Source organism: Bradyrhizobium sp. 956_D2_N1_4, from assembly GCF_052076025.1.
Taxonomy (GTDB): Bacteria; Pseudomonadota; Alphaproteobacteria; order Rhizobiales; family Xanthobacteraceae; genus Bradyrhizobium; species Bradyrhizobium barranii.
Genome location: NZ_CP197237.1, coordinates 2138068 through 2164168, shown reverse-complemented (window position 1 = coordinate 2164168; position 26101 = coordinate 2138068). Strand labels below are relative to the sequence as shown.

The 26101-nt window shown below is 59.6% G+C and carries 16 protein-coding genes; 3 read left to right on the top strand and 13 right to left on the bottom strand.

Annotated features, from left to right (window positions below; all coding sequences use genetic code 11):
* Positions 1-51: 51 nt before the first annotated feature.
* Entirely contained in the window at positions 52-855 is an 804-nt protein-coding gene (locus tag AB7535_RS09665; protein WP_144030834.1) for a WecB/TagA/CpsF family glycosyltransferase, read from the top strand.
* Between the two features lie 205 nt (positions 856-1060).
* On the opposite strand, the gene AB7535_RS09660 is transcribed toward AB7535_RS09665, so the two are convergent.
* Positions 1061-1438 (bottom strand): H-NS histone family protein, encoded by a 378-nt coding sequence (locus AB7535_RS09660; RefSeq protein WP_084795188.1) that lies wholly within the window; start codon positions 1436-1438, stop codon positions 1061-1063.
* A 1454-nt stretch (positions 1439-2892) separates the two neighbouring features.
* On the opposite strand from AB7535_RS09660, the gene AB7535_RS09655 reads away from it, so the two are divergent.
* Positions 2893-3105, top strand: coding sequence for a hypothetical protein (locus tag AB7535_RS09655; protein WP_144030835.1), 213 nt, complete (start codon positions 2893-2895; stop codon positions 3103-3105).
* A 173-nt stretch (positions 3106-3278) separates the two neighbouring features.
* On the opposite strand, the gene AB7535_RS09650 is transcribed toward AB7535_RS09655, so the two are convergent.
* From AB7535_RS09650 to AB7535_RS09640, 3 genes are all read right to left on the bottom strand, one after another.
* Positions 3279-4430: an OpgC domain-containing protein gene (locus AB7535_RS09650; protein WP_063986471.1), complete on the bottom strand. Its 1152-nt coding sequence runs from the start codon at positions 4428-4430 to the stop codon at positions 3279-3281.
* 865 nt (positions 4431-5295) lie between these two features.
* Positions 5296-7008, bottom strand: coding sequence for a thiamine pyrophosphate-dependent enzyme (locus AB7535_RS09645; protein WP_063984090.1), 1713 nt, complete (start codon positions 7006-7008; stop codon positions 5296-5298).
* Positions 7009-7137: 129 nt separating this feature from the next.
* The gene (locus tag AB7535_RS09640) at positions 7138-10005 is read right to left on the bottom strand and encodes an ATP-binding protein (RefSeq protein WP_354113054.1); all 2868 of its coding nucleotides are present in this window, start codon (positions 10003-10005) and stop codon (positions 7138-7140) included.
* A 259-nt stretch (positions 10006-10264) separates the two neighbouring features.
* Between AB7535_RS09640 and AB7535_RS09635 the strand changes: the two genes are divergently transcribed.
* Positions 10265-13015, top strand: coding sequence for a LuxR C-terminal-related transcriptional regulator (locus AB7535_RS09635; RefSeq protein WP_084795189.1), 2751 nt, complete (start codon positions 10265-10267; stop codon positions 13013-13015).
* Between the two features lie 12 nt (positions 13016-13027).
* Here AB7535_RS09635 and AB7535_RS09630 read toward each other — a convergent pair whose 3' ends face one another.
* From AB7535_RS09630 to cyoA, 9 genes are all read right to left on the bottom strand, one after another.
* Complete coding sequence (locus AB7535_RS09630; RefSeq protein ID WP_354113055.1) at positions 13028-15907, bottom strand: ATP-binding protein; 2880 nt, start codon at positions 15905-15907, stop codon at positions 13028-13030.
* Positions 15908-16018: 111 nt separating this feature from the next.
* Entirely contained in the window at positions 16019-18865 is a 2847-nt protein-coding gene (locus AB7535_RS09625; protein WP_354113056.1) for an ATP-binding protein, read from the bottom strand.
* Positions 18862-19449 (bottom strand): helix-turn-helix domain-containing protein, encoded by a 588-nt coding sequence (locus AB7535_RS09620; protein ID WP_063984094.1) that lies wholly within the window; start codon positions 19447-19449, stop codon positions 18862-18864. Before AB7535_RS09620 ends, AB7535_RS09625 begins: the two co-directional genes overlap by 4 nt.
* A 247-nt stretch (positions 19450-19696) precedes the next feature.
* A complete protein-coding gene (locus AB7535_RS09615; RefSeq protein WP_063986473.1) occupies positions 19697-20497 on the bottom strand; it encodes an acetoacetate decarboxylase family protein in 801 nt (266 codons plus the stop codon).
* Between the two features lie 129 nt (positions 20498-20626).
* Complete coding sequence (locus AB7535_RS09610; protein WP_063984095.1) at positions 20627-21427, bottom strand: acetoacetate decarboxylase family protein; 801 nt, start codon at positions 21425-21427, stop codon at positions 20627-20629.
* 777 nt (positions 21428-22204) lie between these two features.
* Positions 22205-22600, bottom strand: coding sequence for a cytochrome o ubiquinol oxidase subunit IV (cyoD, locus tag AB7535_RS09605; RefSeq protein ID WP_439037318.1), 396 nt, complete (start codon positions 22598-22600; stop codon positions 22205-22207).
* Positions 22597-23229: a cytochrome o ubiquinol oxidase subunit III gene (gene cyoC / locus AB7535_RS09600; RefSeq protein WP_231144552.1), complete on the bottom strand. Its 633-nt coding sequence runs from the start codon at positions 23227-23229 to the stop codon at positions 22597-22599. The genes cyoD and cyoC overlap by 4 nt, the downstream gene beginning before the upstream one ends.
* Positions 23226-25214, bottom strand: coding sequence for a cytochrome o ubiquinol oxidase subunit I (gene cyoB / locus AB7535_RS09595; RefSeq protein WP_354113058.1), 1989 nt, complete (start codon positions 25212-25214; stop codon positions 23226-23228). The genes cyoC and cyoB overlap by 4 nt, the downstream gene beginning before the upstream one ends.
* On the bottom strand, positions 25211-26101 hold the full coding sequence (cyoA, locus tag AB7535_RS09590; RefSeq protein WP_354113059.1) for a ubiquinol oxidase subunit II: 891 nt from the start codon (positions 26099-26101) through the stop codon (positions 25211-25213). Before cyoA ends, cyoB begins: the two co-directional genes overlap by 4 nt.

The window sequence follows — 26101 nt, the reverse complement described above, 5'->3', positions numbered from 1 at the left end:
TTCCTCATTAAATATGCATTAAATCAGATATATAAATTGCGGATTTATATCTTGGGTGTTTTCGTGAATATTAATGTTGATGTGTCAGCGGCGAATTGCGTACCACTATCTCAGGCATTGCTGGTAGGCACTCCCGTCTCGACAATCAGTCTGAACCAACTCCTCGCCGCTTTTGAGACATGGACCCTGGACTCGCAGGACCGATATGTGGTCTTTCGCGATGTGCACGGCATCATCGCAGCCCGCAACAATGCTCAGTTGGATCTTGCTCACCAAACCGCCGATATTGTTGCACCTGATGGAATGCCGTTGGTTTGGGCCCTTCGAGCGGCGGGAGATGGTCCAGTGTATCGCGTCTGCGGCCCGGATGTGCTGCCCGCGGTCTGCCAGCACGGATTGTCGCGAGGCTGGCGTCACTATTTCTACGGAGGCGCCGAGGGCGTCGCAGATCTCCTTGCTGAAGCACTCGTCAAGAAATACCCCAACCTAAAGATTGCAGGAACGCAATGTCCACCTTTCCGGCCTCTCACCCCTGAGGAGGATGAGATCGCTTGCGCGAAAATCCGAGCTGCTGCGCCTGACTTCGTCTGGGTAGGACTTGGAACGCCAAAGCAAGAGATCTGGATGGGCCAAAACAAGGGGCGATGCGGTGGCGCAACTATGCTCGGCGTTGGTGCAGCGTTTGATTTCCATGCCAATCTGGTTCGGCGGGCGCCATCTTGGATGCAACGGAGTGGGCTGGAGTGGGCCTATCGCCTTTTCACCGAGCCAAAGAGGCTTTGGAAAAGATACCTGGTAATGGCGCCCATATTCGTGGTGTTGGCGGCGCACGAGATAATCAGAAGGCGATGGTAGTCAGGAAAGATCAGGGACCACGATCGCGCCATGCACAGCAAGCCAATGCTTCTTCTAAGGACCGCTCGTAGCCGGCTGCGATAGCACCTGGGTCAACTTACAGGCTACAGCAGCTCGACAGACGCACACTCGCGCTGACCATTGAGAGCCCATGGCCTACGTCGAAACTCGCACAGCGCTCTGCGTCAACCGCAGATCCAAATCGTCAAGCGGATTTACGACGCCCAGTTGCATTGCGCTTGTTTGTGCTGATTAGAAAATCAACCAACTTCCGACCTGCCTTGAGATGAGGAACCAACCACTTTGGTTGCTTACCGCGACCGGACCACGTCTCGGATGGGTCGTTGGGATTTTGGTACTTGGGAAGCACCGGCGGATACTTCCGGCGATCGTTGGCCTTCAGCGGCCTGCCTGAGATCCTAGGCTTTTCGATCTGGGCGCCGCCACTAAGCTTCGCGAGACGCTCTTCTAACCCCTGCTTTTCAAGCAAGATCCGGTCAGACAAAATACTGCAAACTTCCTCGTGAAGTTTCCAGAGTTCGTCGATAGATAGTGATTTCAAATCGAACGTGCTTGGCCGCATTTTTCGCTCACAATTGATGAAACAAACTTCGTTCCACCAAATCCCGTAATAGTGGTTCGATCTGTTCCGGCAACGCACCAGAAGTTGCAGCGTTCCTACTGCCCGTCCATCTTATGTAAACAGCAGGCGATTCGGGCAATATTGCGCATGCGCGAATTGGAATACTCTGCCGTTCGGAAATAAATTGGTAAATTCTCTTCCTTGAATTGATGCGATCGCTTGGGCGAATGCTTCTGCTGCCTAAAATGTCCCCACGCCCTGATTAAACCTTGCGCAATCAGCTGGCACCCAATGAAGCGCGGGATTGCCGGTACAACCGCATTCGAATTTCCGAATTTTTCGCTACAGCAATAATCTATTTAAAGTATCCCGGCGACAACAATTAAATGGATCGATACCACTTCTTTGGAGTACCCCGTTCTCGCAGGTCTGCAACGGTTGGCGTTCCGCTGCTGAGACGACATAACTTCGGCAAATATCTGCGACGACCCAAAGGGCGGCGGCCTATCTTGCGAGCGCCAATTGAACGGTACCATGCTGCTCAGGCGACAGGTGGCTGTCGGCTCGGGGTAAGGTTGACTTATTAGCTTAACGTATGAATTTAATTGCGTTGCCGCTCGAATATATTATCGGTCGGTGGGAGACAATTGCCACCTCGACTTCAACATTGGCAAAGCACGCAACTGCATATTTGGCTCGGCCTTACAGCCAGCTATCAGAAGAAAAGAAAACGGTTTGGAATCGCATGGAACACATTGATTTAGCGCAACAATTTCGAGAGTTAGTCGATTTGCGAAGGAGGGTTGGTGAAGCGGAAGCGAATAAACTCAGGCAATCTTCTCAATTGAGGCGCAACGTTCTTCAGAAGCCAAATCGGGGCCCTTCAAGACGCGTAAAACGGCCGAGCAGCCGACGCTAGCGTACCAGCAGATGATTACCGTAAAAACACGGGAATCAAAATCTTGCAAGCGCTGCATTAAATTGAGAGCTACCCGGAAGAACGCTGCGCCAAGCAGGGGAGCCGAGGCTTAAGTCCGGCTACCCCAACCGCAGGGCACGTATATACTCCATTTAATTGCATTCGCTCATTTGAGAACCTCAGAATCGTGTGGCTGTTAATTGGCTTGTCGCTCACCTTACTGGTCTTCGTTGCAGCCGCTTTCGTCGTATACGTCGCGTTTAATCTTCCTGAAGATATCTATTTCGACGAGGATTAGAGAGGAGGCCAGCTACGCGAAGCTGTTCACCTATCCAGCGCGCTACCTTCAGCAAACGCTGTCCTGGATTATTCGTCTCACCTTTCCTGCGGTCGGCTGCACTTCCGTTGACGTTATGCAAATCACTCATCGCAAATTGACGAGGGTTACCCTTGCTTGCCGATGCGCGTTGTTGGTTGCGAGCGTCCGGCGTCGGCATAAGAGCCGCTCGCCTGGGCCGGAGCCAGTCCAAGCCACGTGATCGAGGTCGAATTGGGCGCGGTCATGGCTAGACCAAAACAGCGGCGCATGGTCGCCGATCACCGGGCGGTCGGCTGTCGCCCTGGCAGGGTCGCGCGCTATCTTCGCGACGACAGCAAATGCGTCGTGCCAAAGTTCATCCATCCGGCAAACCTTGGGTCGCCCAAAGACGCCGCCGTCGATCCCGCAACGAAAATCCGTCAGAGCTGACTAGGCGCGACCGGAATATGTGTATTCAACGTGAGCTTATAGATACTGCCCCGAAGCTCACTACATACGGGGGCCGGGCCCGAAATGGCGAGAGAAGCGCGGTCTGGATCAATCCATGAAATCGTGAGCGCTTCATCGCAGATCGTGTTTCCGAACTCCTCCCCGCGCGACGCTCAACCCGCCGCTACAACAGCCGGCTTGGCCTTCGGCGCCTTGTCGACGCGCTTCGACCAGGAGCGGTAGTACGCCAGCACGGTCATCATCAGGATGCCGACAATGCTGACGACGATCTGCATCCAGATCGCGCCGGAGACCTCAACCAGCGCGACATGTGCAGCAAAGGACAGGAATATGCCGGAGCAAAAGACTTCGAGCGACTGCTGACCACATTTGATCGCGGGCCGAAAGATCGCCCATTCCAGCCCCGGCCAATCGCGTGGCAGCAGACGAACGACGAAGAACGCGAACACGACGAAGTGCAGCAGGCGATAAGGCGCAAGATTGGTCTTGTCGTTCGGATTGAAGGCGCCGTAGACCTCAGGCGGAATCAGTTCGCGCAGTTCGTCAAACCGGGCCGCCATTGTCATCACCAGAGCGAACAGAAGATAGCTGATGCCGAGCACCAACGCGGTACGCGACCGGATGAACGGCATCGCCTGTGCCGATCCGCCAAGCGCGAACCAGGCTCCGAATGTGAACAGAAATTGCCACGCGAATGGATTGAAATACCAGAGGCCAGTTGGATAGGCCGAGAGGTTCCATCCGAAGCGCCTGGCCATGACATAGAGCAACGCCGAAGCAGTCAGCGTCATGTTGGGTCTGCGCAGCATCAGCCAGAGTATCGGCGGGAATACGCCCATCAGCACGATGTAAAGCGGCAGCACATCCATGTTCACCGGCTTGAAGCGCAATATCAGCCCTTCGAACAGGAACTGCGCCGGATTTGCCAGGAAGCCCCGGATGTTGAAGTCATCGGTGAAACCAGAGTTGCCGGAGCGCTGCGCGACATATCCGATTTCGGCGAGATAGAGCACGAAGAGGAAGACGTGGGCGACGTAGATCTGCCAGACGCGCTTCAGAAGCCTCGTCGCGCCAATGACAAACCCGCGTTCGAGCATCATCCGCGCGAAGACGAAGGCAACGGTGTAGCCGGAAATGAATATGAAGAGATCCGCAGCATCGCTGAAACCGTAGTTGCGCGTTGTGACCCAGTTCACGATGTTGTTGGGGATATGGTCGAGGAAGATTCCCCAATTTGCCACACCTCGGAACAGGTCCAGCCGGAGATCCCGGCCTTTCGTCGGCAGCGTAGCGAGAATCTTCATCGTCAACGCACCGAAGCCTTGCCCATCTCTTCCATCGACGATTTGCCTGCACAGCGCCCGGATACGGCGTCTAGAGCCCGCCCCCAAGCATTGCGACATAGTCGCCGTCAGCGTAGCGGCCCCATGACTGCTCGTATTGGACAATCATGCGCATGTTGGATGTGAGGTCGGCAGAACAAGGACGAGGCTGGCAGAGCAGCTCCAACTTTCAATTTGCCTCCGGGAAATGCCAGCCTGTCCATGAGTCGCGACGCGCCACGCGACTGCGCGAGGCAGGCCTCGATCGTACCCGCCTGTCCATCGGCTCGAACCAGCAGCACTCCGCACTCAATCCCTGGAGCTCGTTGGGACTACGGGTTCTCGCCACATGGGCTGATGAACCGGCCCGAGCTCTCTTACGCTTGCCGCGCATAGGCGGATGCTCGGCAATGATCGGCCGCGCCAGGGGCTTCGATTCCGCCACGAAGTCAGCTGAGGAATCAGCGTGCATTTGATCAGTCCTCTCATCAGGCAGCTGCTCGGCCAATTCCTGGATCGGTATCGCCTCGAGGGACGATGGCGGCATTGCCGGCTGGCTGGTATCCAGGACGACCTTTTCCGGCCATTTGCGCGCGGATGAGATCCGGATGGTGGCTGCGTCGATACCATTCGCCCGATCAGGAAATCTGTCCGGCAGCTTCGGCAGAGACCAGCCAATTATCAGCAGAAGAGCAGCGAGTGCGCCGCCGACAACGGCAAAGTACCTTGCCATGGGCAGAGCCGATGGCTCCGGCAATTTCGCCAATCTCGATCTACCCATCACAGCAATGCTTGGCCACTCTCGCGCAGCACGGCATGCCATGCCCCCGCTGGAGGGACGACCCGACTAGAGGAAATTTTCCTTCACCATCTCCCAGACGTCGCCTCCGCGACCGTGCAGGACGGCGCGGGCGGAATAGAGCGCCATCCCGATTGCAGGTTCGACCTGCATGAATGGCGGCATGACGAGCTGCATCGGGTTGACATGCACGTGCAGAAGCGCGGGTCCCGGTTGCGCCAGCCAGTCCTTGACCGCGGTCTCCAATTCGCTCGCGTTCGAAACGGTCTGGCCCCAGAGACCCAGCGCGCGCGCAACGCCTGCAAAATTCGGGTTCTTCAGCTTCGTGAAGGTATCGAGCATGCCCTCGGCCTTTTGCTCGATCTCCACGAAGCCAAGCTTGCCGTTGTCGTAGACGGCGATCTTGACGGGCAACTCCTGTTGGACGATCGTCATCAGATCTCCGAACAGCATCGAGATTCCACCGTCGCCGGCCATGCACACGACCTGCCGGCCGGGTTCTGCCTTTTGGAGCCCAATGGACGACGGCATGCCATTGGCCATCGTTCCATGAAGCAGGCTTGCGAAAATACGGCGCTGGCCGTTTGCCTCGATGTGGCGATAGGCCCAGGCGGCCGGGGTGCCGTCGTCGGCCGTGAACAACGCATCCTTCGCCGCATGGCGGCTGATCACCTGTGTCAGATAGCTTCCGGGAATATTGCCATCGTGACCGGCAGCGACCTTGGCCCGCTCTGTTTCCCGATATTTCGCATAGCGCTGGAGATATGCGCCTCGGAATGAGGCGTCGGTGCGCCCGGCGAGCTTCGGCAGCAAGGCCTCCAACGTCGCCTTCACATCGCCGACGACACCCTTCGTGATCGGATGCCGTCGCCCCAGATGGGTCGGGTCGATATCGACCTGCACGATCTTTGCCTTGTCCGGGTAGAATTGCCGCCAGGCAAAGTCGGCGCCCAGCATCAACAACGCATCACAATCCAACAGGGCATGATACCCGGCCTCGTTGCCGAGCATCCCGGTCATTCCAATGTTGTAGGGATTGTCAAACTCGAGGAAGTCCTTTGCGCGCGACGTATGCGCGATCGGCGCCTTCAGCCTGTCGGCGACCGCGAGAATTTCCTGATGGGCTCCTTTACAGCCCGATCCGCCATACACGACAACATTTTCGCTGCTGTTGAGGATATCCGCGATCTCGTTGATATCCGCATCGCTCGGTCGCGTGACGGGTCTGGCGACGTGCACCGCATAGGGGATGTTATCATCCACGACCGAGGCGGAGATATCCGCCGGTACGATCAAGACAGCAACACCGCGTTTCGTCAGAGCCGTTTGGCAGGCGATCACCGTTTTCCGGCGCGCCTGTTCCGGGGTATGGATCATATCGCAGAAGACGCTACAGTCTCGGTAGACCTGCTTGAAGTCGACCTCCTGGATGAATTCGAAGCCAAGTTCGTCGCGAATGATCTGACTTGCGATCAGGATGACGGGTGCACGGTTGCGATTGGCTTCGAATATCCCGTTGATGAAATGCAAGCTTCCGGGACCACAACTGCCGGCAACAGCGGTCAGGCGATCTGCGACCTGCGCCTCCGCCTGCGCGGCGAACGCCCCCGCCTCCTCGTGTCTCATCGATATCCACTCGATCTCGCTTTTTTCGAGCGAGCGGGCGATCAGATTGAGGGTGTCGCCGACGACGCCGTAACAATGCTTGACGCCTGCGCTCTGCAAGGTCTCCACAATGATATCCGCGACCAGCTTGCCCATGACATTCAACCGTGGCTATGACCGTTCCTGCCACAGCGTGCGCCCAACTGTGCTGTCAGGGCTTGGATCAAAATGCGAGGACTTGAACCCAACTGCGCAGACGGCGCACGGCTTCGGATGGCGCACCTTTCAACCGACGTCCTCGGCTGCGGATCGGAGTTGGCCGAGCATTTGCACCGCGCGGTTGCGGGCAGGAAATGATATCCCGGCCGGCACGCGATCAAGACTCGCGCTGAGATATTCGTGAGCTTCCGGCAAGCGATCCTGTTTCAGCAACAGCCCGGCCAGGTCCGTCGCGGCCGTCAATTCGAACAGGGTGGCGAACTGGCGTTTGGCCCAGTCGATTGCCGACAGCAGGCTTTCTTCGGCGTCGAAGCGATCCTCCGCAGATCGAGACGCCAGGATGAGCCCTTTCATCCTGAACAAGGCAGACATGTGCAACAATTTTCCGGCACGCTGCTGTTGCTCGATCGCATTCACCGTGAGGGTCAGCGCCTGCTCATGCTCACCGAGGTCCATAAGCGCCGCGGCCAGATCGCAGGTAAAATCCATGTTCAGCATCTCGTGGCGCTGGACGTGAAGCTCTTCCAGGGCTCGCTTCAGCAATTGTATCGCTTCGATGCGATTGTCTTGAAGAAGCAACCATCGCCCCTTCAAGCCCGTCGCTATGGCGCGATAAGGCATCAGGGAATGCGCGACAGAGAGCTCACTCAGCTCACCAATGTACTGGTCCGATTGGCTCAGATCCGCCATGGCCAGAAACACGGGAAGGACCAAAGCCAGGGACCGGCACAACGTGGCGGGGTTGCCCGACCTCTTGGCTTCCGCTCTGGCGCGCCTTGCATAGTCCAGCGATTGGTCGAGCAAGCCCCGGTACAGGAGAGAACGTGCCATGCCGACGAGCAGGAAGCTCGTATAATGAAAGAGATATGGTTCGGTTCGAGAGCGCGGTCGGGACGCCAGGTGCCGGAGACCCGCTTCGCAATGCAGTTGTGTGGCGAGGTGATTTCCCGACAGATGTTCGGAAGCCGCCAGCATTGCTTCCGCCAGCGCCATGTCGTCGTGACTCCCCGTTCCCAAAGCCAGTTTCTTGCTCCGGGTGGCGATCTCGCTCGCACCCCGGATGTCCATGGTCCAGTGCGAATACATGAAAAGTCCGCTTAGAACCCGCAGCTCGTGGGCGAGATCGCCCTGTTCGATTGCAATATCCAGCGCGTTTGCGAAAGCGGTCCGGACGCGTTGATCGTTGCCTTCCGTATGCATCAAGGCCAGCGGGATCGTTGCAGAGATCTCCAAGGCGCGGCGGGAGTATTGATGCGGATTTCCCAGGCCCGCCATCGCGCGTTCGGCCCATGCCTGGCATTCGATCAGCAGCGACAGCTCCAGAAACACCTGCGTGGCGGCGGCGGCCAGTCTCGTTGCCGTCGCGGCATCGCCGCACGGCCCAAAGCTCCATTCGAGGGCCGCACGGACGTTGCTCAATTGGTCGGAATAGGCCGCAGCTCTCTCTGCGCCTGGCAGGCTCGATAGAGCCTCCCTCAGCGTTTCGAGATGTCCGGCGAGGTATTCCGCATGCCGGCCGAAGACCATATCGACTTCGTCATGCTCCTCCAGTTTTGCCAGTGCGTATGCCCGGGTCGTGTTGGGCAGCCGATATTGCGCCTGCACGACATCAATCCGGGTTGCTATCAACGACTTCTCGACCAGCCCTGCGACGGCGTCGAAAATGTCCTCGACTCCCGCACCGGGTTCACCGGCGACAGACCGCGCGCCATCGAGGGTGAAACGTCCAACGAAGGGAGCTAAGCGTCGAAACACGATCCTCTCTGCGTCAGACAGTAGATCGTAGCTCCAATCCAGCGTCGCCTTGAGCGTCCGATGCCTGGCGACTGCCGTCCGATGGCTCAGTCTCAGCAATTCCAGCCGGGACACCAGGAGGTCAACCGTGTTCTCAAGGCCAAGGGAGGCGACCTGACCCGCGGCCAACTCGATCGCGAGTGGTATCCCATCCAGCTTTCGGCATATGTCCGCGACGAATGGCGCCTCCTTGTCGGTGAGAACGATGCGACCCGCTCGCGTGGCCACGCGCCGTACGAACAGCTGCACCGCCGGATACCGCAGAATTGCATTTGCCGTCTGCTCCGAGTCGTCTGGCGGAAAATCGAGAGGAGGAACCCGGCAGCAATGCTCACCCTCAACTTTCAGCAATTCCCGGCTCGTGGTCAGAAGATGAATCTGTTCCGTTTGCTGGTAGAGTTGTTCGGCAAGCGACGCGACCGCCTCGATCACATGCTCGCAGCTGTCGAGTATGATGAGGAGCTTCCGCGACCGGATGAGGTCGACCAGCTCCGGGCCGGGATCTTTCGATTTGAGTGAGAACCCCAGGGAGGTCGCAACGGCCGCAGCAACATGGTGCGGATCGGTGAGGCTTTCCAGATCGACAAAATAGATCTCGCCGCCGATCGCCTGGGCGACGACGCGGCCGACGGCCAGAGCGATGGTTGTCTTGCCGATGCCGCCGGGGCCGAGCAGTGTCACGAACCGGTCATTTCGAAGCCTGTCGCCGACCTCGGTGACGAACGTCTCGCGTCCGATCATCATGATCGGTCGCACCGGAAGCCTGCCTTGCCGCCAGGACCTGGCGGTCCTGCTTTCCGTGGCGCCCCCAAGGGAGGCCAATGCGCCGACGAACGAGTAGCCCCGTCCCTTGATGTTTGCGATGTAGCGGTTGCCGAATTGGCCGTCACCAAGCGCCTTGCGAATCGCCGCCACGTGGACCCGGATGCTCCCCTCTTCGACCGTCACGTCCGGCCAGACGTGATCGATCAATTCCTGCTTTGCGATCACCTTGCCAGGACGCTCGGCAAGGTAGATCAGGATGTCGAGGGCCCTGCTGCCGAGGGGCAGCGCCACGCCGTCGCGCCACAGCGCCCTTTCTTTGCTCGAAAGCTCAAAGGGGCCGAATAGCAGATTTCCGCGAGGCTCATCGTCAGCCATGGCTCTTGGCACCGGCTTGGGGTGCTTTTCCCGGATGTTCAGTGGTCCGCGCGAAACCCAAGCGTGCGTTCTCGATAGACATCGGCTGGCTTCCGGCTCCTCGCGTGGACTTTCAGGGATCAGCACGCAGCGACCGGCATGCGGCCTGCATACAACTGACAATGCCCGGCGCTTCCCTCTCGCTGACAGAGATCGTACAATTTCACCATGGTTTGCATCCCCCGAATGGGGGGAGGACTGACGTGGTTAGGGGGAGCCTTTGATCCAGCCGCACTCCAGCCATCCGACTCATGGAACGGGTCCGTCGCCCGGCGGAGGACAGCTGCCATTTCTCGCGACCAAGATCCTGCCGGCACGATTCGGCGGGCTGGTCGCGCGCCCCCGACTGCTCGCGATCTTGTCGGACCTCCCGGCCAAGCGACTGGGTGTCATCAAGGCGCCGGCGGGCTTCGGCAAGAGCTCATTGGCAGCCACCTGGGCCGAGACGCTCGAGCAAGACGGCAATGCCGTTGCGTGGCTGACGATCGATCCGGACGACGACGAGGCCACGCGGTTTCTGTTTTACGTTTCCCAGGCCCTGCATCACGCCTGCCCGGACGTCGGCGCCGGCGCGATCGGGCTGATCCTCGAGAACAATTTGATCGACCCAACGGCGATCCTGTCGAGCCTGATCAACGATCTGGCGGAGATGGAGGACGACGTTTACCTGTTTCTCGAGGACTATCACTGGGTCAGCGCTTCTCGCATCCATCAGACCGTCGCGTATTTTTTGAAGCACGCACCGTCCCACTGTCACGTGGTGCTGACGACGCGTACCGAACCTCCCCTGCCGCTCGCGACCTTGCGAGCCCAGAACCAGCTGATCGAGATCGATGCCGAAGCCCTGCGGTTCGACATGCTGGAGACACAGGCGTTTCTGGACGGCACCAAACCCGGAGTGCTGGAATTCCCCGACGTGCAACTCTTGCAGCGCAAGACCGAAGGCTGGCCGGCCGCGTTGCGGATCATTTCATCCATGCCTTCGCAGTCTGGATCCGGCCTGAAGGAATATGTCCACAATCTCTCGGGCTCGCAGCGTCCAATTGCCGCCTACCTGACCGAGATGCTGGATGGGCTCCCGGTCGAACTGGTCGACTTCATGCTGCGAACGGCCGTTCTCGACCGGCTCTCCGGCGCCCTCTGCGAGGCCGTAACGGGTTTGGGCGCGAGCCGCACCATCCTGGCATCGCTTGCCCAGCGCCAGATGCTACTCACGCCGCTCGACAACGACGGCGTTTGGTTTCGCTATCACACGCTGCTTGCCGAATATCTGCGACAGCGGCTCGAGGCGGACCGTGGCATTGAAGTTCCCGAACTGCACGGGCGTGCGGCTCTTTGGTATGCCTCCCACGAATTATGGACTGAAGCGGTCCAGCACGCGATCGCGGCCGGCGCTCCTGACCGCGCGATCGGCTGGATCAAAAATTGCGCGATGTCCTTGATCAAGAGAGGCGATCTCTTCACCTTGCTGGAGTGGCAACGCCAGTTTCCCGACGAACTCATGCGAGGTCAGTGCGAGGTCCGATTGGCGATCGGATGGGGATTGGCGCTTGCGCTTCGCTTTGACGAGGCCCTGAAGCTTGCAACCGACATCGAAGGCGACATCGCCGCAATGCCTCTGCCTGATGGCAACCTGCTGTGTGAATGCCAGGCGATCCGCTCCGTTGCCATCGCGCTGAAGGATGACAGCGAAAGCGCGCTGCCTCTGGCACAGGATTGCGTCGACCGTTCATCCGATCCTTGGACCGCGAACGTAGCATCAAACGTCGTTCGCTTCAGCCACATGAAGGCGGGCAGCCTCAAGCAATTCCATGCGACGCCATGGATTCCCTATTCGGTCGAGGAGGATCGCAGGAACGTATTTGCCTCGGTGTATCGACACTGCCTCAACGGGCTTACAGAAGAGCGGCAGATACGCCTCGCGGCGGCAGATAAGCACTACCGCGAGGGCTTCCGGGTCGCCGAGCAGGATGTCGGGCCGAATTCGATTGCAGCGGCCTTGCCAGCAAGTCTGATCGCGCGAATCAAGTACGAGCAAGGCCTGCTCGATGAGGCGGAAGCCTGGGTCATCGATCGCCTCCCGCTGATTAACTCGGGGACAATGCTCGACTGCGTGTGGAGCACTTATTTCGTGATCTCCCGGGTCGCCGCTGCACGGATGAACTTCGAGCGGGCCCGCACTCTGTTGGAACGAGCTGAAAATCTCGGCGTCGCGCGGGATTGGGGACGACTCTCGGCCGGCGTGATCGCGGAGCAGGCGCGGCTCTACCTGAACGACGGCCGGTTGGATGAAGCCGCCGCATGCGTCGATCGCCTGGAACGCCTTGCACGGAAATACCCGGCACCGAGGCCTGGCGCCTGGTCGGAGATCGGATGGTACCACAAACTGGCCCGCGCTCATTTGCTGGGCCTGCAGGCTCAATCGGACGAGGCCGCTTCAATCCTTCAACAATTGCAGCACGAAGCCGAAGCGATGGAGCACCGTCAGTTCCTGATCTGCATTGCGATTCGTCAGTCGACAGTTCAGCTCAGCGCGGGCAAGGCCGCGGAGGCGGTGAGCCGGTTTAGTCGCGTGCTTGCCGCGTGTGCGGCGGCCGGTCTCTATCAGACCGTCCTCGACGAGGGGCCAGCCATTTCAGAGCTTCTCCGGGCGACACGGGAGGGAGGAAACCTCAAGGCGGATCTGATCCCCTACGTCGATCGTCTCGCGGCGGGTCTGCAGCGAGCACGACAGGATCGCTCGGCTACGGACTCAAGCGCACGGATTCTCAGCGCATTGAGCCGTCGCGAGACCGATATTCTCACGCGGATCGCGGATGGATTGTCCAACAAGGAAATCGCCCGAAGCCTTGATATCGGTCCCGAGACGGTGAAGTCGCATCTCAAGAGCGTTTTCACCAAGCTGGGTGTGGAGAAGCGCGCGCAGGCCGTGTCACGCGCGCAGACCCTCGGCATTGTCACCACGCGGTGAAGCTTCGCCCCGTCATCCGGCTTGTCGCGCACGAACGCGGGTCCGCTCGAGGACCAGCCTCGCCGACATGAGATCCGGCGTTTCGAAGCCCTCGGTAAACCGGCCGTAGATGGCTCCGATGAGATCGTGGGCCTTTCGGGTTTGACCCCGATCAATCCAAATCCGCGCAAGCTCCAATCCCGCCCGCAGCTCGAACGAAAGCGCCGATTGTTGCCCGGCCAGGGTCATCGCTTCCCCGAAACACTCCGCGGCCAGACCAAGCTGTTGAGGCTCTCGGCACACAAAGGCCGCGCCTTTCGCCAGCAACAGCGCCGGAAGGTGAAGAGGCCTGTTCGATCCGAGCTGCGTGGCGATCGAACCGTCAATGAGAGCCAGCGCTTCCGCGCGCTCGTTCTGTTTCGCCAGGCCGAGCGCCAACTCGGAGACGAAATCCGTTACAAGCATTTCGTATCGCAGGATCCGCAGTTTTTCCAGGCCGTCTCGCAGATGACGCATGCCATCTTCCGTCTGGCCGACACGGACCAGATAGCGCCCCCTAAGTCCTGTGGCGACAGCCCGGAATGGCTCCAGCGAATACTTCTCCGCAGTCAGCTCGAGCGCGGAGAGGTTCGGTTCGACCTGCCCCAAATCGTCAATCCAGAAATAGAAAGGCATCGTCAGCATGAGAGCTCGACACAGAGCGACCGGATGATCCGATCTCTCAGCCTCCTCGATGGTTCTTTCGGCATAATCCGCCGCCCTATCGAGATTGCCAGCAAACCAATGTGACCGGGTCAGGTTGAACAGCGAGGTGGTTCGCAGATCGAACAGATATTGAGTTGCGTTGAACCGTCGGGACGCCGGCGACCTGTGCAGAGCCCGTTCGAGGTATTTTGGCGCGCGGACGTGGTCCGCAAGGATATAATAGGCGGCCCCCAGCATCGAATCCGCAAGCGCCGCATCTTCCGGATTTCCGGTCTTGTTCGCGATCGACTCCGCGCGTCGCGCAACTTCAAGGCTGCCCGCCGCGTCGATCGTACGATGAAGATACATCGACAGCCCGCTGAGAAGACGCAGTTGCTGGTAGGCATCGTCGTGCCGCTCCGCGAATGCCAACGCCGTATTGAAGGCATCGCGAACCCTCTCACTGTTCCCGGCGGTAAACATCAGCGACAAGGCAAGCGAAGCGTGGACCTCCATCTGGTCGCGCGGGTCGCAGTCCGCAGCTATCCGATTGATCGCCTTCTCCATCCAGTCCCGGCACTCCACGAAAAGCGACTTGGCCAGAAACAGACGCGAGGCCGCCGCCGCCAGTCGTATGGCCGCGCTGCCGTTTCCACGGGGGCCAAAGCTCCATTCAAGCGCGGCTCGGACGTCTCCCAGATAGTGCTGTATCGCGCTCCCCGGAGGCCGTCCGGACTCCAGGTCGAAAAGATTGTCGCGGCTGTCCTCCAATGACCGGCTCAAATGGATCGCGTGGCGCGCCGCCATGGAATTGTGTTCGCCGCTCGCAGCGAGTTTCTCCAGGGCATAGGAGCGTGTCGTGTCGAGCAATCGATAAAGCATCTGTCGATAGCTGGGCCACGCCACGATGAGCGATTTGTTGACAAGGTTTGCGATCGTTCCCTCGATCTCGGACCGGTCAGTACCCTCCTGCTCTGCAACCGTACACGCCGCTTCCAATGAAAAGGGTCCGATAAAGATTGCGACTCGTCGCAGCACAATCCGTTCGGCCTCGGACAGGTGATCGTGGCTCCAGTCCAGCGTCGCCTTGAGCGTCTGATGCCGAGGATTCGCCGTCCGGCGACCGAACTTCAGGAGATCGATGCGCGAACCCAACCTTGCCACGGTATTCCCGACGCCGAAGACAGCGGCCCTTCCGGCGGCGAGTTCGATAGCGAGCGCAATGCCGTCAAGCTTGCGGCAAATCTCGGCAACCATAGGAGCTTCGTCGTCACTAAGCGAAAAGCTGCCGCGGCGAGCACTGACGCGTTCGGCGAACAACCGTGCGGCCGGATAAGCAAGCACCTCTGACGCAGTCGGCTGCGGCTGCTCCGGCGGGCAGTCCAGTGGACAAAGACGAAATACGCGTTCGCCAGGAACGCGCAAGGTTTCCCTGCTGGTCGCGAGTATGTAGACGGCCGGGGTATTCCGGACAATATAGTCGACTATCTCCGCGGATCTCTCGATGAGATGTTCGCAGCTATCGAGAACGATAAGCGCCTTGCGAGCGCTCAGGAAATTGAGCAGCGCCTCCTTCGGATCGGCTGGCTGCGGGACGAGCCCGACCGCGGAAGCGACAGCACCGATGACTTGCTCGTTGTCGGTCACCGTTGAAAGATCGACAAAGAATACCGCCCCGGAGAAATCAGCAAGCGCCGCGTGCCCAACCGACAGGGCAACCGTGGTCTTGCCTATGCCGCCGGCGCCCAAAATAGTCGTGAGGCGCTGGTCAGTCTGGAGCAAACGCTGAATCTCAAGGACGACCTTGCTGCGGCCAACCATGCGGCCCAATGCCGGCGGCAAGCTGGACAATCCCGAAGATGCGTTACCGCTGTCGAGGGCTGCGGGAAGTGGCGTGACCGGCGCAATGAATCTATACCCACGGCCCTGGATATTCGCGATGTACTTGTCACCAAATTGACCATCGCCCAGTGTCTTGCGCAACGCCGATAGATGGACACGAAGACTGCCTTCCTCGACGGTTACGTCAGGCCATACCCTGGCGATCAGTTCGGACTTGGGGACGACCTCACCGGCATTTTCGAGCAGAGCTATCAGAATGTCGTAGGCTCTGCCGCCCAGTGGAAGGATCTGGCCCGCCTTGCTCAGAGAGCGCTCGGATACATTCAGCTCGAATGGGCCAAACCGAAACCGGATTGCACACGATGAGCCAATTGGTTGGACGGACATAACCTATTCCGCCAAAAGCACGACGTCGGCAATTGCACCGTTCGTCGTCGGTCTTGGGCAAATACACCCGGGCCTCCGAGGGTTACCCCAAACCTTCTCCAGCGACAAGCCTCAGTGCATCGAGTTGGCGGCGCCATCGTGCAAATGTGAAACGGCTAGTACCTGCTTGGCCAACCGTAGGTCGACGGTCTCATGGCCTTCTCGGAATTTTGCGTGGGTGAACTGCAAGGTCTGCCACGCGCGCTCCTTCAGCTCGGCTGATTCTTCTGCAATGGCCAGGCTGGTCGCGGCCCTGAGCTCCCACGATAAGCTGGCTTGACTGGCGGCGAGTCCGAGCGCCGACAGAAAATACTGTCTGGCAACTTCAAGCCCCTCGTCGTTGTACACGGCCAGTTCGCCTCTGATGCGGCGCAATTCCGCGGCGTACCAGTGGGTCTCGTCAAGATTGATCTTGGCCCGTTCGAAGACGGCAAGCCCCAGCTGCGGATGCCCCGCGACGGCCGTGCATCTTGCGAACTCTGCTTGCAGAAACCAATTGAAGACTCCATATCGCGCCGCGGACAACTTCTCCAAACCTCGGTAGAGCGTCGCAGTAGCTGCATCGCCCTCCCCCCGCCTGACGCCGTAGAGAGCCTGCATGCCGAGGCCGAACCCCTGGTAGCTCTCCACATTGTATTTTCCGGCGTGGTCGACAAGTTCGTTGGCAAGCGATTCGGTCTCGGGATCGTCCGGGCTTGCCAGATAAGTATTGAAGCTTGCCCAAGCCAGCGCCACGCAGAGCGGTACCGCGTGATCCAACTCGCGTGCCTCAGCGATCGACGTCAGTTTGAGGCGTCGCGCCTGATCAGGACAGCCCCGGAGCCAGGTCACATTGGCCAGTACGGCCAGGGCATCTACTTTCCGATCGTAGCCAAACCGGGTGATGAGAGACCGACGGGACGCTTCGTCGTCGCGGTGCAGGGACAACTCAAAGCAAGCTTCAGCCTGTGATATTCGCCCACTGTGGTGGTACGTTACGCCACGCATGTAGTTGGCCATTGCGATCGCGCCACGATTGCCGCTCAAAGCAGCGACATCACCGCATCGATCTGCCAATTCCGTCGCCTCGGCATAATTTGGAAGCCGGATCTGGTGGGCCCAAAGAACAAGCAGGGAATCGAGCTGGCATTCGGTGTCGTCAAGGCACTCGGCCAGAAGGCGCGCTTTTTCCCAGCTTGCGTACGACTCTTCGGTCATGCCATCCGTGAACATCATGCAACTGGCGAGCGCGGACTGAACGATCATTTCTTGGCGCGAGCCGGCACTCGCATTGTCGAGCCGGCCGATGGCCTTCGTCATCCAATCCCGGCATTCGGTAAGAAGGGCCATTGCCATCCAGGTGCTTGCTGAGGCGGCGGCAAGTTCAACGCCAATTTTCGCATCACCTTCGACCGAGAAAGCCCAGTTCAGAGCCGCTCTGACATTGCCGACCTCGACCCCGAGCGCCTGGATCCTCTCAGGAATGTCCATTGAAGCACCCTGTTTGAACAAGTCGCCGAAGTAGAGGGCGTGACGGCGGCGCAAACCGACCTCCTCGGCGCTTTCGGCCAGCCGTTGGGACGCAAAGGCATGAGTGGTGTCGAGCAAGCGGAGCCTCGCGCTCTGTCCCTGAGCGGCAATCATCGATTTCGAGCGGAGCTCCCAAATGCAATCCGAGACGTTTGCTTCATCGATCGTTTCGTCAGCGACCACGGCGACCGCTGCTTCGAACGTAAATCCGCCGGCGAAAACACTGAGCCGGCTCAGGACGCGCTTCTCGGTCACGCCAAGCAAGTCGTAGCTCCATTCCAGCGCGGCGTTCAAGGTCTGGTGCTTCGGCAACGCCGTTCTGCGCCCCACCCATGACAGGTTTAGTCGGTCGTCGAGTAAGCTTGCCGCCTTGCTAAGGCCAAATATGTCAACTCTGCCGGCGGCGAGTTCGATTGCCAATGGAATTCCGTCAAGCCGCCGACAGATCCTTGCCGCAATCGGCGCATCCGCATCTGTTAGCTCGAAGTCACCGCGTACGGCCCGCACGCGATCGACCAGCAGTTGGACCGCGGGATATTGCAGCACGTCGTGCGCCGACTTGTTGTCTTCCCCAGGGCATTCGAGCGCGCAGAGTTCGTAGATCTGTTCACCTTCGACTCGCATCGCCTCCCGGCTGGTCGCGAGCAGATGCAGTGTCGGGACACGGCAGATCAGTTCTTCCGCCACGGCCGACGCCTCATCGATAAGGTGTTCGCAACAGTCGAGAATGATGAGTGTTGACCTTCCCTGCAGCCGATCAATCAGGGCTGGTACGACATTGCTCGTTTGTACCGACACGCCTAGTGCTGCCGCTATTGCTGGAGCTACGCGCGAAGCGCCGCCCAGAGCACTCAGGTCGACAAAATAGATCTGGCCATTGAAGGTGGCGCTCATTTCGTGGGCAACCGCCACCGCTACGGTGGTTTTACCAATCCCGCCGGGGCCGACGATCGTAACAAATTTCTGCTCGGCCAGCTTCATCTGGATCGTGGCGAGCGCCTCTCTTCGTCCGAGCATCCGAACCAGGCGCGCAGGCAGTCGGGGCCTCGAAGATGGATTGAGATCCCCCGACATTGGCAGGGAAGCTGACGTTACCGGTACGACGAAGCTGTACCCTCGCCCGGGCACGTTCGCGATATACCGCCGACCGGGGTCACTCCGATTGAGGGCCTTGCGGAGCGCCGAGATATGAACGCGCAGGCTGACTTGTTCAACTCCGCTCTCCGGCCAAACGCGCTCGATCAGGGTTCTCCTGCCGACGACCTTGTTGGCTTGCTCCACCAGGACAATGAGAAGGTCCATGGCGCGCGCGCCAAGCGATACGGTCTCTGCGCCATTCGTTAGAATCCTGCCCCCGATCGACAGCTCGAAAGGGCCGAAGCTCAGCACTTTGCCGCGCTGATCGCTCATGGGATATTCTCGTCCAAGCCGGGTCTTAAGCTGACCTCGTCAGGGATGCCGCGCTCGCGTCGCCAATTGGCCGGGCTCCGGCCAAAAGCGTGCCTGAAGAGCCTACATAGGTGCGCCTGATCGGAAAAGCCAACGTTCAGGGCTATTTCGCTCAGCGAGGCCGCACTGGTCATCATCAGGTGGCAGGCTCGCTCCAGGCGCCTTCGCACCACATAGGCATGCGGCGACTCCCCAACAGCCAGTTTGAACTTCCGGGAAAAGTGCGCCGGGCTTCGACGTGCGACCGCACTGAGATCCCGAATGTGAATGGTACGGTGCAGATTGCTGTCGATGTAAGCTCGCACGCGCAAGATCTGCCAGGCCGCTAGACCGCCCCTTGTGGAGCCGCTAGCGCCCGAACATCGCTCGATCTCCGCTTGCAGGATGTGGGATGCCGTCGCCAGCGACACCCTCGCCGCATCTCGATCACGCTCCAGCTCTCGCCTCGCCGTTTCAAGCAGCGTGGCCAGGCTACTCGCAACCAAGTTGAATTGTTGGTCGGATGCGAGGGAAGATTCTGGGGCGGTAGCCGGAAGTCCTGTCATATTCGTTCCCTCGACGCTTAGCCCGACCGCCCGGATCGGCGAGAGAGTGCAGCAAGGGAAGCCCCTTGGCTTGTTAAGTAACGTTCTGAACAGTTAAATTCGGGCAAATGCTCTTTTGCTGAGCAAACGTTCGATGACGCGAAAGAGTTGTTTATTTTCAACAATATAGCCGCCGATAGCGGCCCTGCGACGGACCTCCTAGCGAAGCGGCGGCTGTGCACTTCGCCGTCCGGGCGCGAGAGGTCACTTATAAAGCACGGTCTTCGAGGATTTTCAGATCGCTGGTCGAATAGGAAAGCGAGTACCGGAAGCCCGACTCGATCCGACGCGGCGCGAGCGAGTGGAGCTCCTCACCGTTCGCATCCGGAAAATTGAGCTCTCCTGTTCCGATCCATGCACCGGCAACGGTGAGATTGTCGGTGACTGACATCGCCAGCTCGTCGACGGCAGGCTTGTCCCGGCGGCCGGCCACTAGGCTCGGAAAGTAGCGCAGCAGGACCGTGGGGCGGCCGAGCAGAGACAATCCGTCTTCGACCGGCTCGCGCAAGGTGACGCACGCTTCCGCAAGACGCTGGCCATGCGCCGAAAGGCTGGCGCCAAACCGGCTGCCTGACGCCATCGGCGCCGCGGCGGGCCCAGGAGCCACAAAGGAGCGTGTCTGAAAGATGCTCCCCGTCTTCTTGGGAAATCCCTGTGTCCAGCCGCGCGCCAGCGCAGCGTCATTGTCGACATAGATGTACGGACACCACATGACCGGGATGTCTACATACATTGCGTCGACCAGGACAAACGCCTCGCGATATTGATAGCGAGCCGGTTCGAGGTATTCGTCGTCCTGGGCGGTGAATTGCCAATCCAGAAACAGCATGACGGCGTGACCGTTTGACTCAGGATCCGGCGAAAGACCATTCGGCAATGTCGCTGCTGTCGCGTCGGGGTCGGTCCAGAATTCGACTCCGACAGCATCGCCAGCGTAGTGCCAGGGTGGCGGCGGAGTGAGAGCGGCCTGGCCGAATGGCGACTTCGGAACTGTAAAGCCCTTCAGCATTCCCGTGTCCTGATGCATCGCTTTCGGCATAGAGGCTACCGGAACCAGCCCCGCTTGATTTGATTGAAATGCGCCGGTTTGTTGATTCCTGCCGCAATCCGGAACACGTCTGTTGGCATCAGCCGGCCGCTACGCTGTCAGGTCTGCCAGAACTTCGATGTCGGTGACGGAATAGGAGAACGAGAACCGATATGCGCGTCCAACCTTGAGCGGACCCAGCATCTCCAATTCCTCTCCGTAGGCCTCCGGAAAATTGAGGTCACCCTCGCCGATCCAGATGTTTGTGACCAGGGAATGATCCGAGATACATCGAACGAGTTCGTCCACAGCCGGCTTGTCGTGCATGCCCGCCGAAAGCCGCGGAAAATACCGCCGCCCCACAATCCGGCGATCGAGAAGCCCGACAAGACGGTCAGCCTTTTCGCGCAAAACGACGCTCGCCCGCACCAGCAAGCGGCCGTGAGCAGACATGCAGGCCGAAAATCTGCTATCATTGGCGAGAGGCGCCGAAGCCATGCTCGCTGCGGCAAAGGTGCGGGTCAGGTGCACAGTGCCGAACTTTCTCGGATAGCCCTGAATCCAGCCTCTCATCAATGCAGCGTCGTTGTCCACATAGCAGTATGGGCACCACGCTATTGGGGTCCCCTTCCACATCGCGTCGAGGAGAACGCTGAACCCGCGGCACTGATATCTGGCCGGGTCCAGATATTCCTCGTTCTGCGCCGTGAACTGATAGTCCGTGAAGAGTGCGACCGAGCGGCCTCGACGTCGCTCATCAAGCTCCACGCCAGAGGGGAATATCTGGACCGATACATCGGGATCATTCCAGAATTCCACCGCGAGCACGTCACCAGCGAAGTGCCAGGGTGGCGGTGGGACCAATGCAGCAATCCCCCGAGGCGACCGAGGAGCCGTAAATCCCTTGAGCATGTCCTCGCCCCGCCAGCAGTCGGTGTCAGGCGCATCATTCCAGGATCGAACACTAGCGCCCGTATCAGGCGCGACGCTTGGACGAACGTGTGACGCCTTGGCGGTTCATGCGCACTCGCGGTTGCTACAGACCGGCCCGAACCGGGCAGATGCATATTGCCCGTTCCCCCACAAGGCCGTTCCAGGACGCGGTGGGCCGCGGCAGGGTCGAAAGCTACAAACGCTGACATTTTGCGACAAGCCCGTGCTCCGACGAGAGCGTATCGGTGTCAGCCTGACGAGGTCGAGTATCGGCCTCGATTGATCAGCACGAGATTCCAGATGAAAACGAAAAGTTCAAACAAGCGGATGCCACGGCGGTCGATATCCCCGGCGTGGGGTGTGTCCCTGTGCCTGCTGCTCGCCACCGCCTGGTCCGCGCCCTCGTTCTCGCAAGGAACACCGGAACAGCGCGCGGCATGCACGCCCGATGTGTTCCGACTTTGCAGTGCGTTCATCCCCAATGCGGACGACATAACGATTTGTCTCAGAGAGCGGAGCTCCGAACTCAGCGATACCTGCAGGCAGGTAATCCAGGTGGATATCCCGCAAATCCCCGGCGCCAGGGACAGCAATAGCACTCGCAAACGCCCCACAAGATAGTCGGCCCGTCACAGCATTACGACGCGATGGGCGCCGTCGAGCGCCTTCCGATCGATGTGGCCGACCAAAGCTGACGAACACGCACTGCGCGAGGACGGCATGCTCGAACGACAGCAGCCATCCCCGCGACGCCCTTCAGCGTTGCATCCTCATGCCCATCGGCATGCTCGACGGCATCATCATGTTCGTGTTCATGTCTGCCACGATCCACATCGTGCCGGCGATCACGACGAATACGATGAGAGCGCCAAAGGCGAGCGCGAGCACGTTGTTGGTGCTCTCCGGCCCGCTGGTGATCTGCAGGAAAAACACCAGGTGAATGCCCATCTGGGCAATGGCGAGGACGGCGAGACCGAGGACTACGCCGCCTGGCCAGAGCAGCGTCGTATTTGCAACCCAGAATGACGTAGCCGTGAGAAGAACCGCCACAAGCAGGCCGATCGTGTAGACGAGAAGCTCGGATGGAGCCGATGCGTCCATCTCGCGGCTCGGCCTGTCTCCGGGTGCGCGTTCGTGTCGAACCTCGGTCATGAGCTCACTCCCATCAGATAAACCACCGTCAGTACCCCGACCCAAACGATATCGAGGGCGTGCCAGAACAAGGAGAAGCAGAGCAGGCGATGCTGCACCCTCGCGGCGAATCCAAATACCGCAACCTGCACCATCATCACGGTCAGCCAGACCAGTCCGAGCGTAACGTGCAGCCCGTGGCATCCGACCAGCGTGAAGAATGCGGACAGAAACGCACTCCGCTGCGGCCCTGCGCCGATGGCGATCATGCTCAGGAATTCGCGGATCTCGAGAGCAAGGAATATGGCTCCGAGCACGAAGGTGATCAACGCTCCCAAATAGGTCCTGAAATAGCGGCGCGAATTCACCGCCAAGGACATCAGCCCGCAAGTGTAGCTCGAAAAGAGAAGGCAGGCTGTCTCGATCGCGACCGTCGTCTGGTTGAACAGCTGGGCGCCGGTCGGGCCGCCGGCCGTGGAGCGCACGAGGACCGCGTAGCTCGCGAACAGCGCGGCGAACATGATGATGTCGCTCAGCAGGAAGATCCAGAAGCCATAGGCGACCACGATCCTCTTTGGAGCAGGTCCCGCTTCACTCGCACTTGGCAGTGCCTCTTGCGGAATCTGATCGATTGCGACGGCGATATTCATGCTGCAACTCCAGCCTGGTGGGCCTGCACGAACCGGGCGATCTCCTCGGCCGGCACCTCAATTTCGTTGTGTCGGCGGAATGAGAAGGTAAGTAGCGTCGCGAATGCGCCGAACATCCCGACGCCGGCCAGCCACCAGATGTGCCAGATCAGCGCAAAGCCGATGACGACCGCGAAGAAGGCCGTAACAAAGCCGGTGGCGCTGTTCTTCGGCATTTCGACGGGCTCGTAATTACGCGCCGGCGCTGGCTCGTCCCTTGTCGCCAGTGCGCGGCTTTTGCTGCTCCAGAACGCATCCAGTCCGGCGACCTTGGGTTGGAACGCAAAGTTCCATGCCGGCGGCGGGGACGCCGTCACCCATTCGAGCGTGCGGCCGTTCCAGGGATCACCGGTCACGTCCCGCAATTCTTCGCGATTGCGGATCGACACAACGAGTTGGACGATCTGGCAAGCGACGCCGACCAGGATGATAGCGGTGCCGAATGCCGCCGCTATCAACCACGGCTGCCAGGACAAATTGTCGTAATGTTGCATGCGCCGGGTCATGCCCATCAGGCCGAGCACGTAGAGCGGCATGAAGGCGACATAGAAGCCGACGAACCAGCACCAGAAAGAGGCTCTGCCCCAGCGTTCGTCGAGCTTGAACCCGAACGCCTTGGGAAACCAATAATTGTACCCCGCCATCACTCCGAACACGACGCCGCCAATGGCGACATTGTGGAAGTGCGCGACCAGGAACACGCTGTTGTGCAGCTGGAAGTCGGCCGGGGGCACCGCCATGAGCACACCGGTCATGCCGCCGATGACGAAAGTCACCATGAAGCCAATCGACCACAGCACCGGCACCGAGAAACGAACCCGGCCGCCGTACATCGTGAACAGCCAGTTGAAGATCTTCGCGCCCGTCGGCAAGGCGATGATCATGCTCATGACGCCGAAGAAGCCGTTGACGTTCGCGCTGGCACCCATTGTGAAGAAGTGGTGCAGCCAGACCAGGAAGGAGAGGATACAGATGGCCATCGTCGCGGCGACCATCGAGCGATAGCCGAACAACGGCTTGCCGGAGAAGGTCGCCATCACTTCCGAGAAGACGCCGAACGCCGGCAGGATCAGGATGTAGACTTCGGGGTGCCCCCATACCCAGAACAGGTTGGAGTACAGCATCTGATTGCCCTGGCCTTCGAGCGTGAAGAAGTGAAAGCCGAGATAGCGATCCAGCGCCAGCATCGCGAGCGTCGCGGTCAGGACCGGAAAAGCCGCGACAATGAGCAGGTTGGCGGCAAGCGCGGTCCAGCAGAAGACCGGCATCCGCATATAGCCCATCCCCGGTGCCCGCAATTTGAGGATGGTCGTGACGAAATTTATTCCCGCCAGCAGGGTACCGATACCCGATATCTGCAGAGACCAGAGATAGTAGTCGACGCCGACACCGGGCGAGTATTGCAATTCGCTCAGTGGCGGATACCCCCACCAACCTGCTTTCGAGAACTCGCCGACCGCCAGCGAAATGTTGACCAACAACGCGCCCGAGGCGGTCAGCCAGAAGCTGACGGAATTGAGCGTCGGGAATGCCACATCGCGAACACCGAGTTGCAGCGGTACTGCGAAGTTCATGAGCCCGACCACGAACGGCATTGCCATGAACAAGATCATAATCGTGCCGTGCGCCGAGAAAATCTGATTGAAATGTTCGGGCGGCAGATAACCTTGTGCACCGCCGGCTGCGAGCGCCTGCTGCGCGCGAATCATGATCGCATCGCTGAAGCCGCGCAGCATCATGACGAGCGCCAGTATGCAATACATGGCGCCTATCCGCTTGTGGTCGACCGAGGTGAGCCACTCGCGCCATAGATAGGGCCAAGCTCCCTTCGCCGTGATAAATCCGAGAACGACCAGCACGACCAGGACCATGAAGCCCGTTGCACCCATGATGATCGGCTCATGGAGAGGAATCGCGCTCCAATCGAGCTTTCCGAGGAGATTCATCGCTCTGCCCTCTGCGAGGTTGAACAAACTGATAGAGAAGAGTCTTGATGGGAGTCTTGGGTGCCCATCCCAGCATTTACGATGCTGCTGAACAGATCGGAGACGACGCCACGATAGGTGAACGGCGCGACCGCCTTGCTCGGCTTGACCAGATCGGCGTAAGCTTGCTTATCGAGGATCGAACCGGTTTCGCCGGTCTGCCGAACCCATTGCGCAAATCCACCGTCGGTCACTGCTTCGACCGTGAAGTGCATGTAGGGAAAGCCCTCGCCGCTGAACATGGCGGAGATCCCTGGATAGGTTCCGAGATGGTCCGCCTGCAGGTGGAGGCGGGTCGCCATTCCCGACATGGTGTAGATCTGGCTCCCGAGCTGAGGCACGAAGAAGCTGTTCATGACGCTCGATGAGGTCAGTTCAAAGCTGATCGGCGTCCCCACCGGCACGACCAGCTTGTTGACGCTCGCGATGCCCTGCTCGGGATAGATGAACAGCCATTTCCAGTCGAGCGAGACGACTTCAACGTTGACAGGCTTGACCGTCGAGCTAATCGGCTTGCCCGGATCGAGATCGTGTGCGCCGATCCATGCGACGCCGCCGACCAGGAGCACCGTCATTGCGGGGATGGACCAGACCAGCAGTTCAAGACGTCCGGAATATGTGAAATCCGGCCGATAGCGCGCACGCTCGTTCGATGCACGAAACCAGAAGGCGAAGCCAAGTATCGCAAGGATCACTGGGATCACGATCGCAAGCATGATGCCGAGCGCGTTAAACAGAATTTGCCGCTCGGCCAGCGCGATCGGCCCTTTCGGATCGAGCACGCCTTCGGTGCAGCTGCCGAGCATCATGGCCCCGGTCAGGAGGGCTGCCAGTAAGCCGTATCGCAT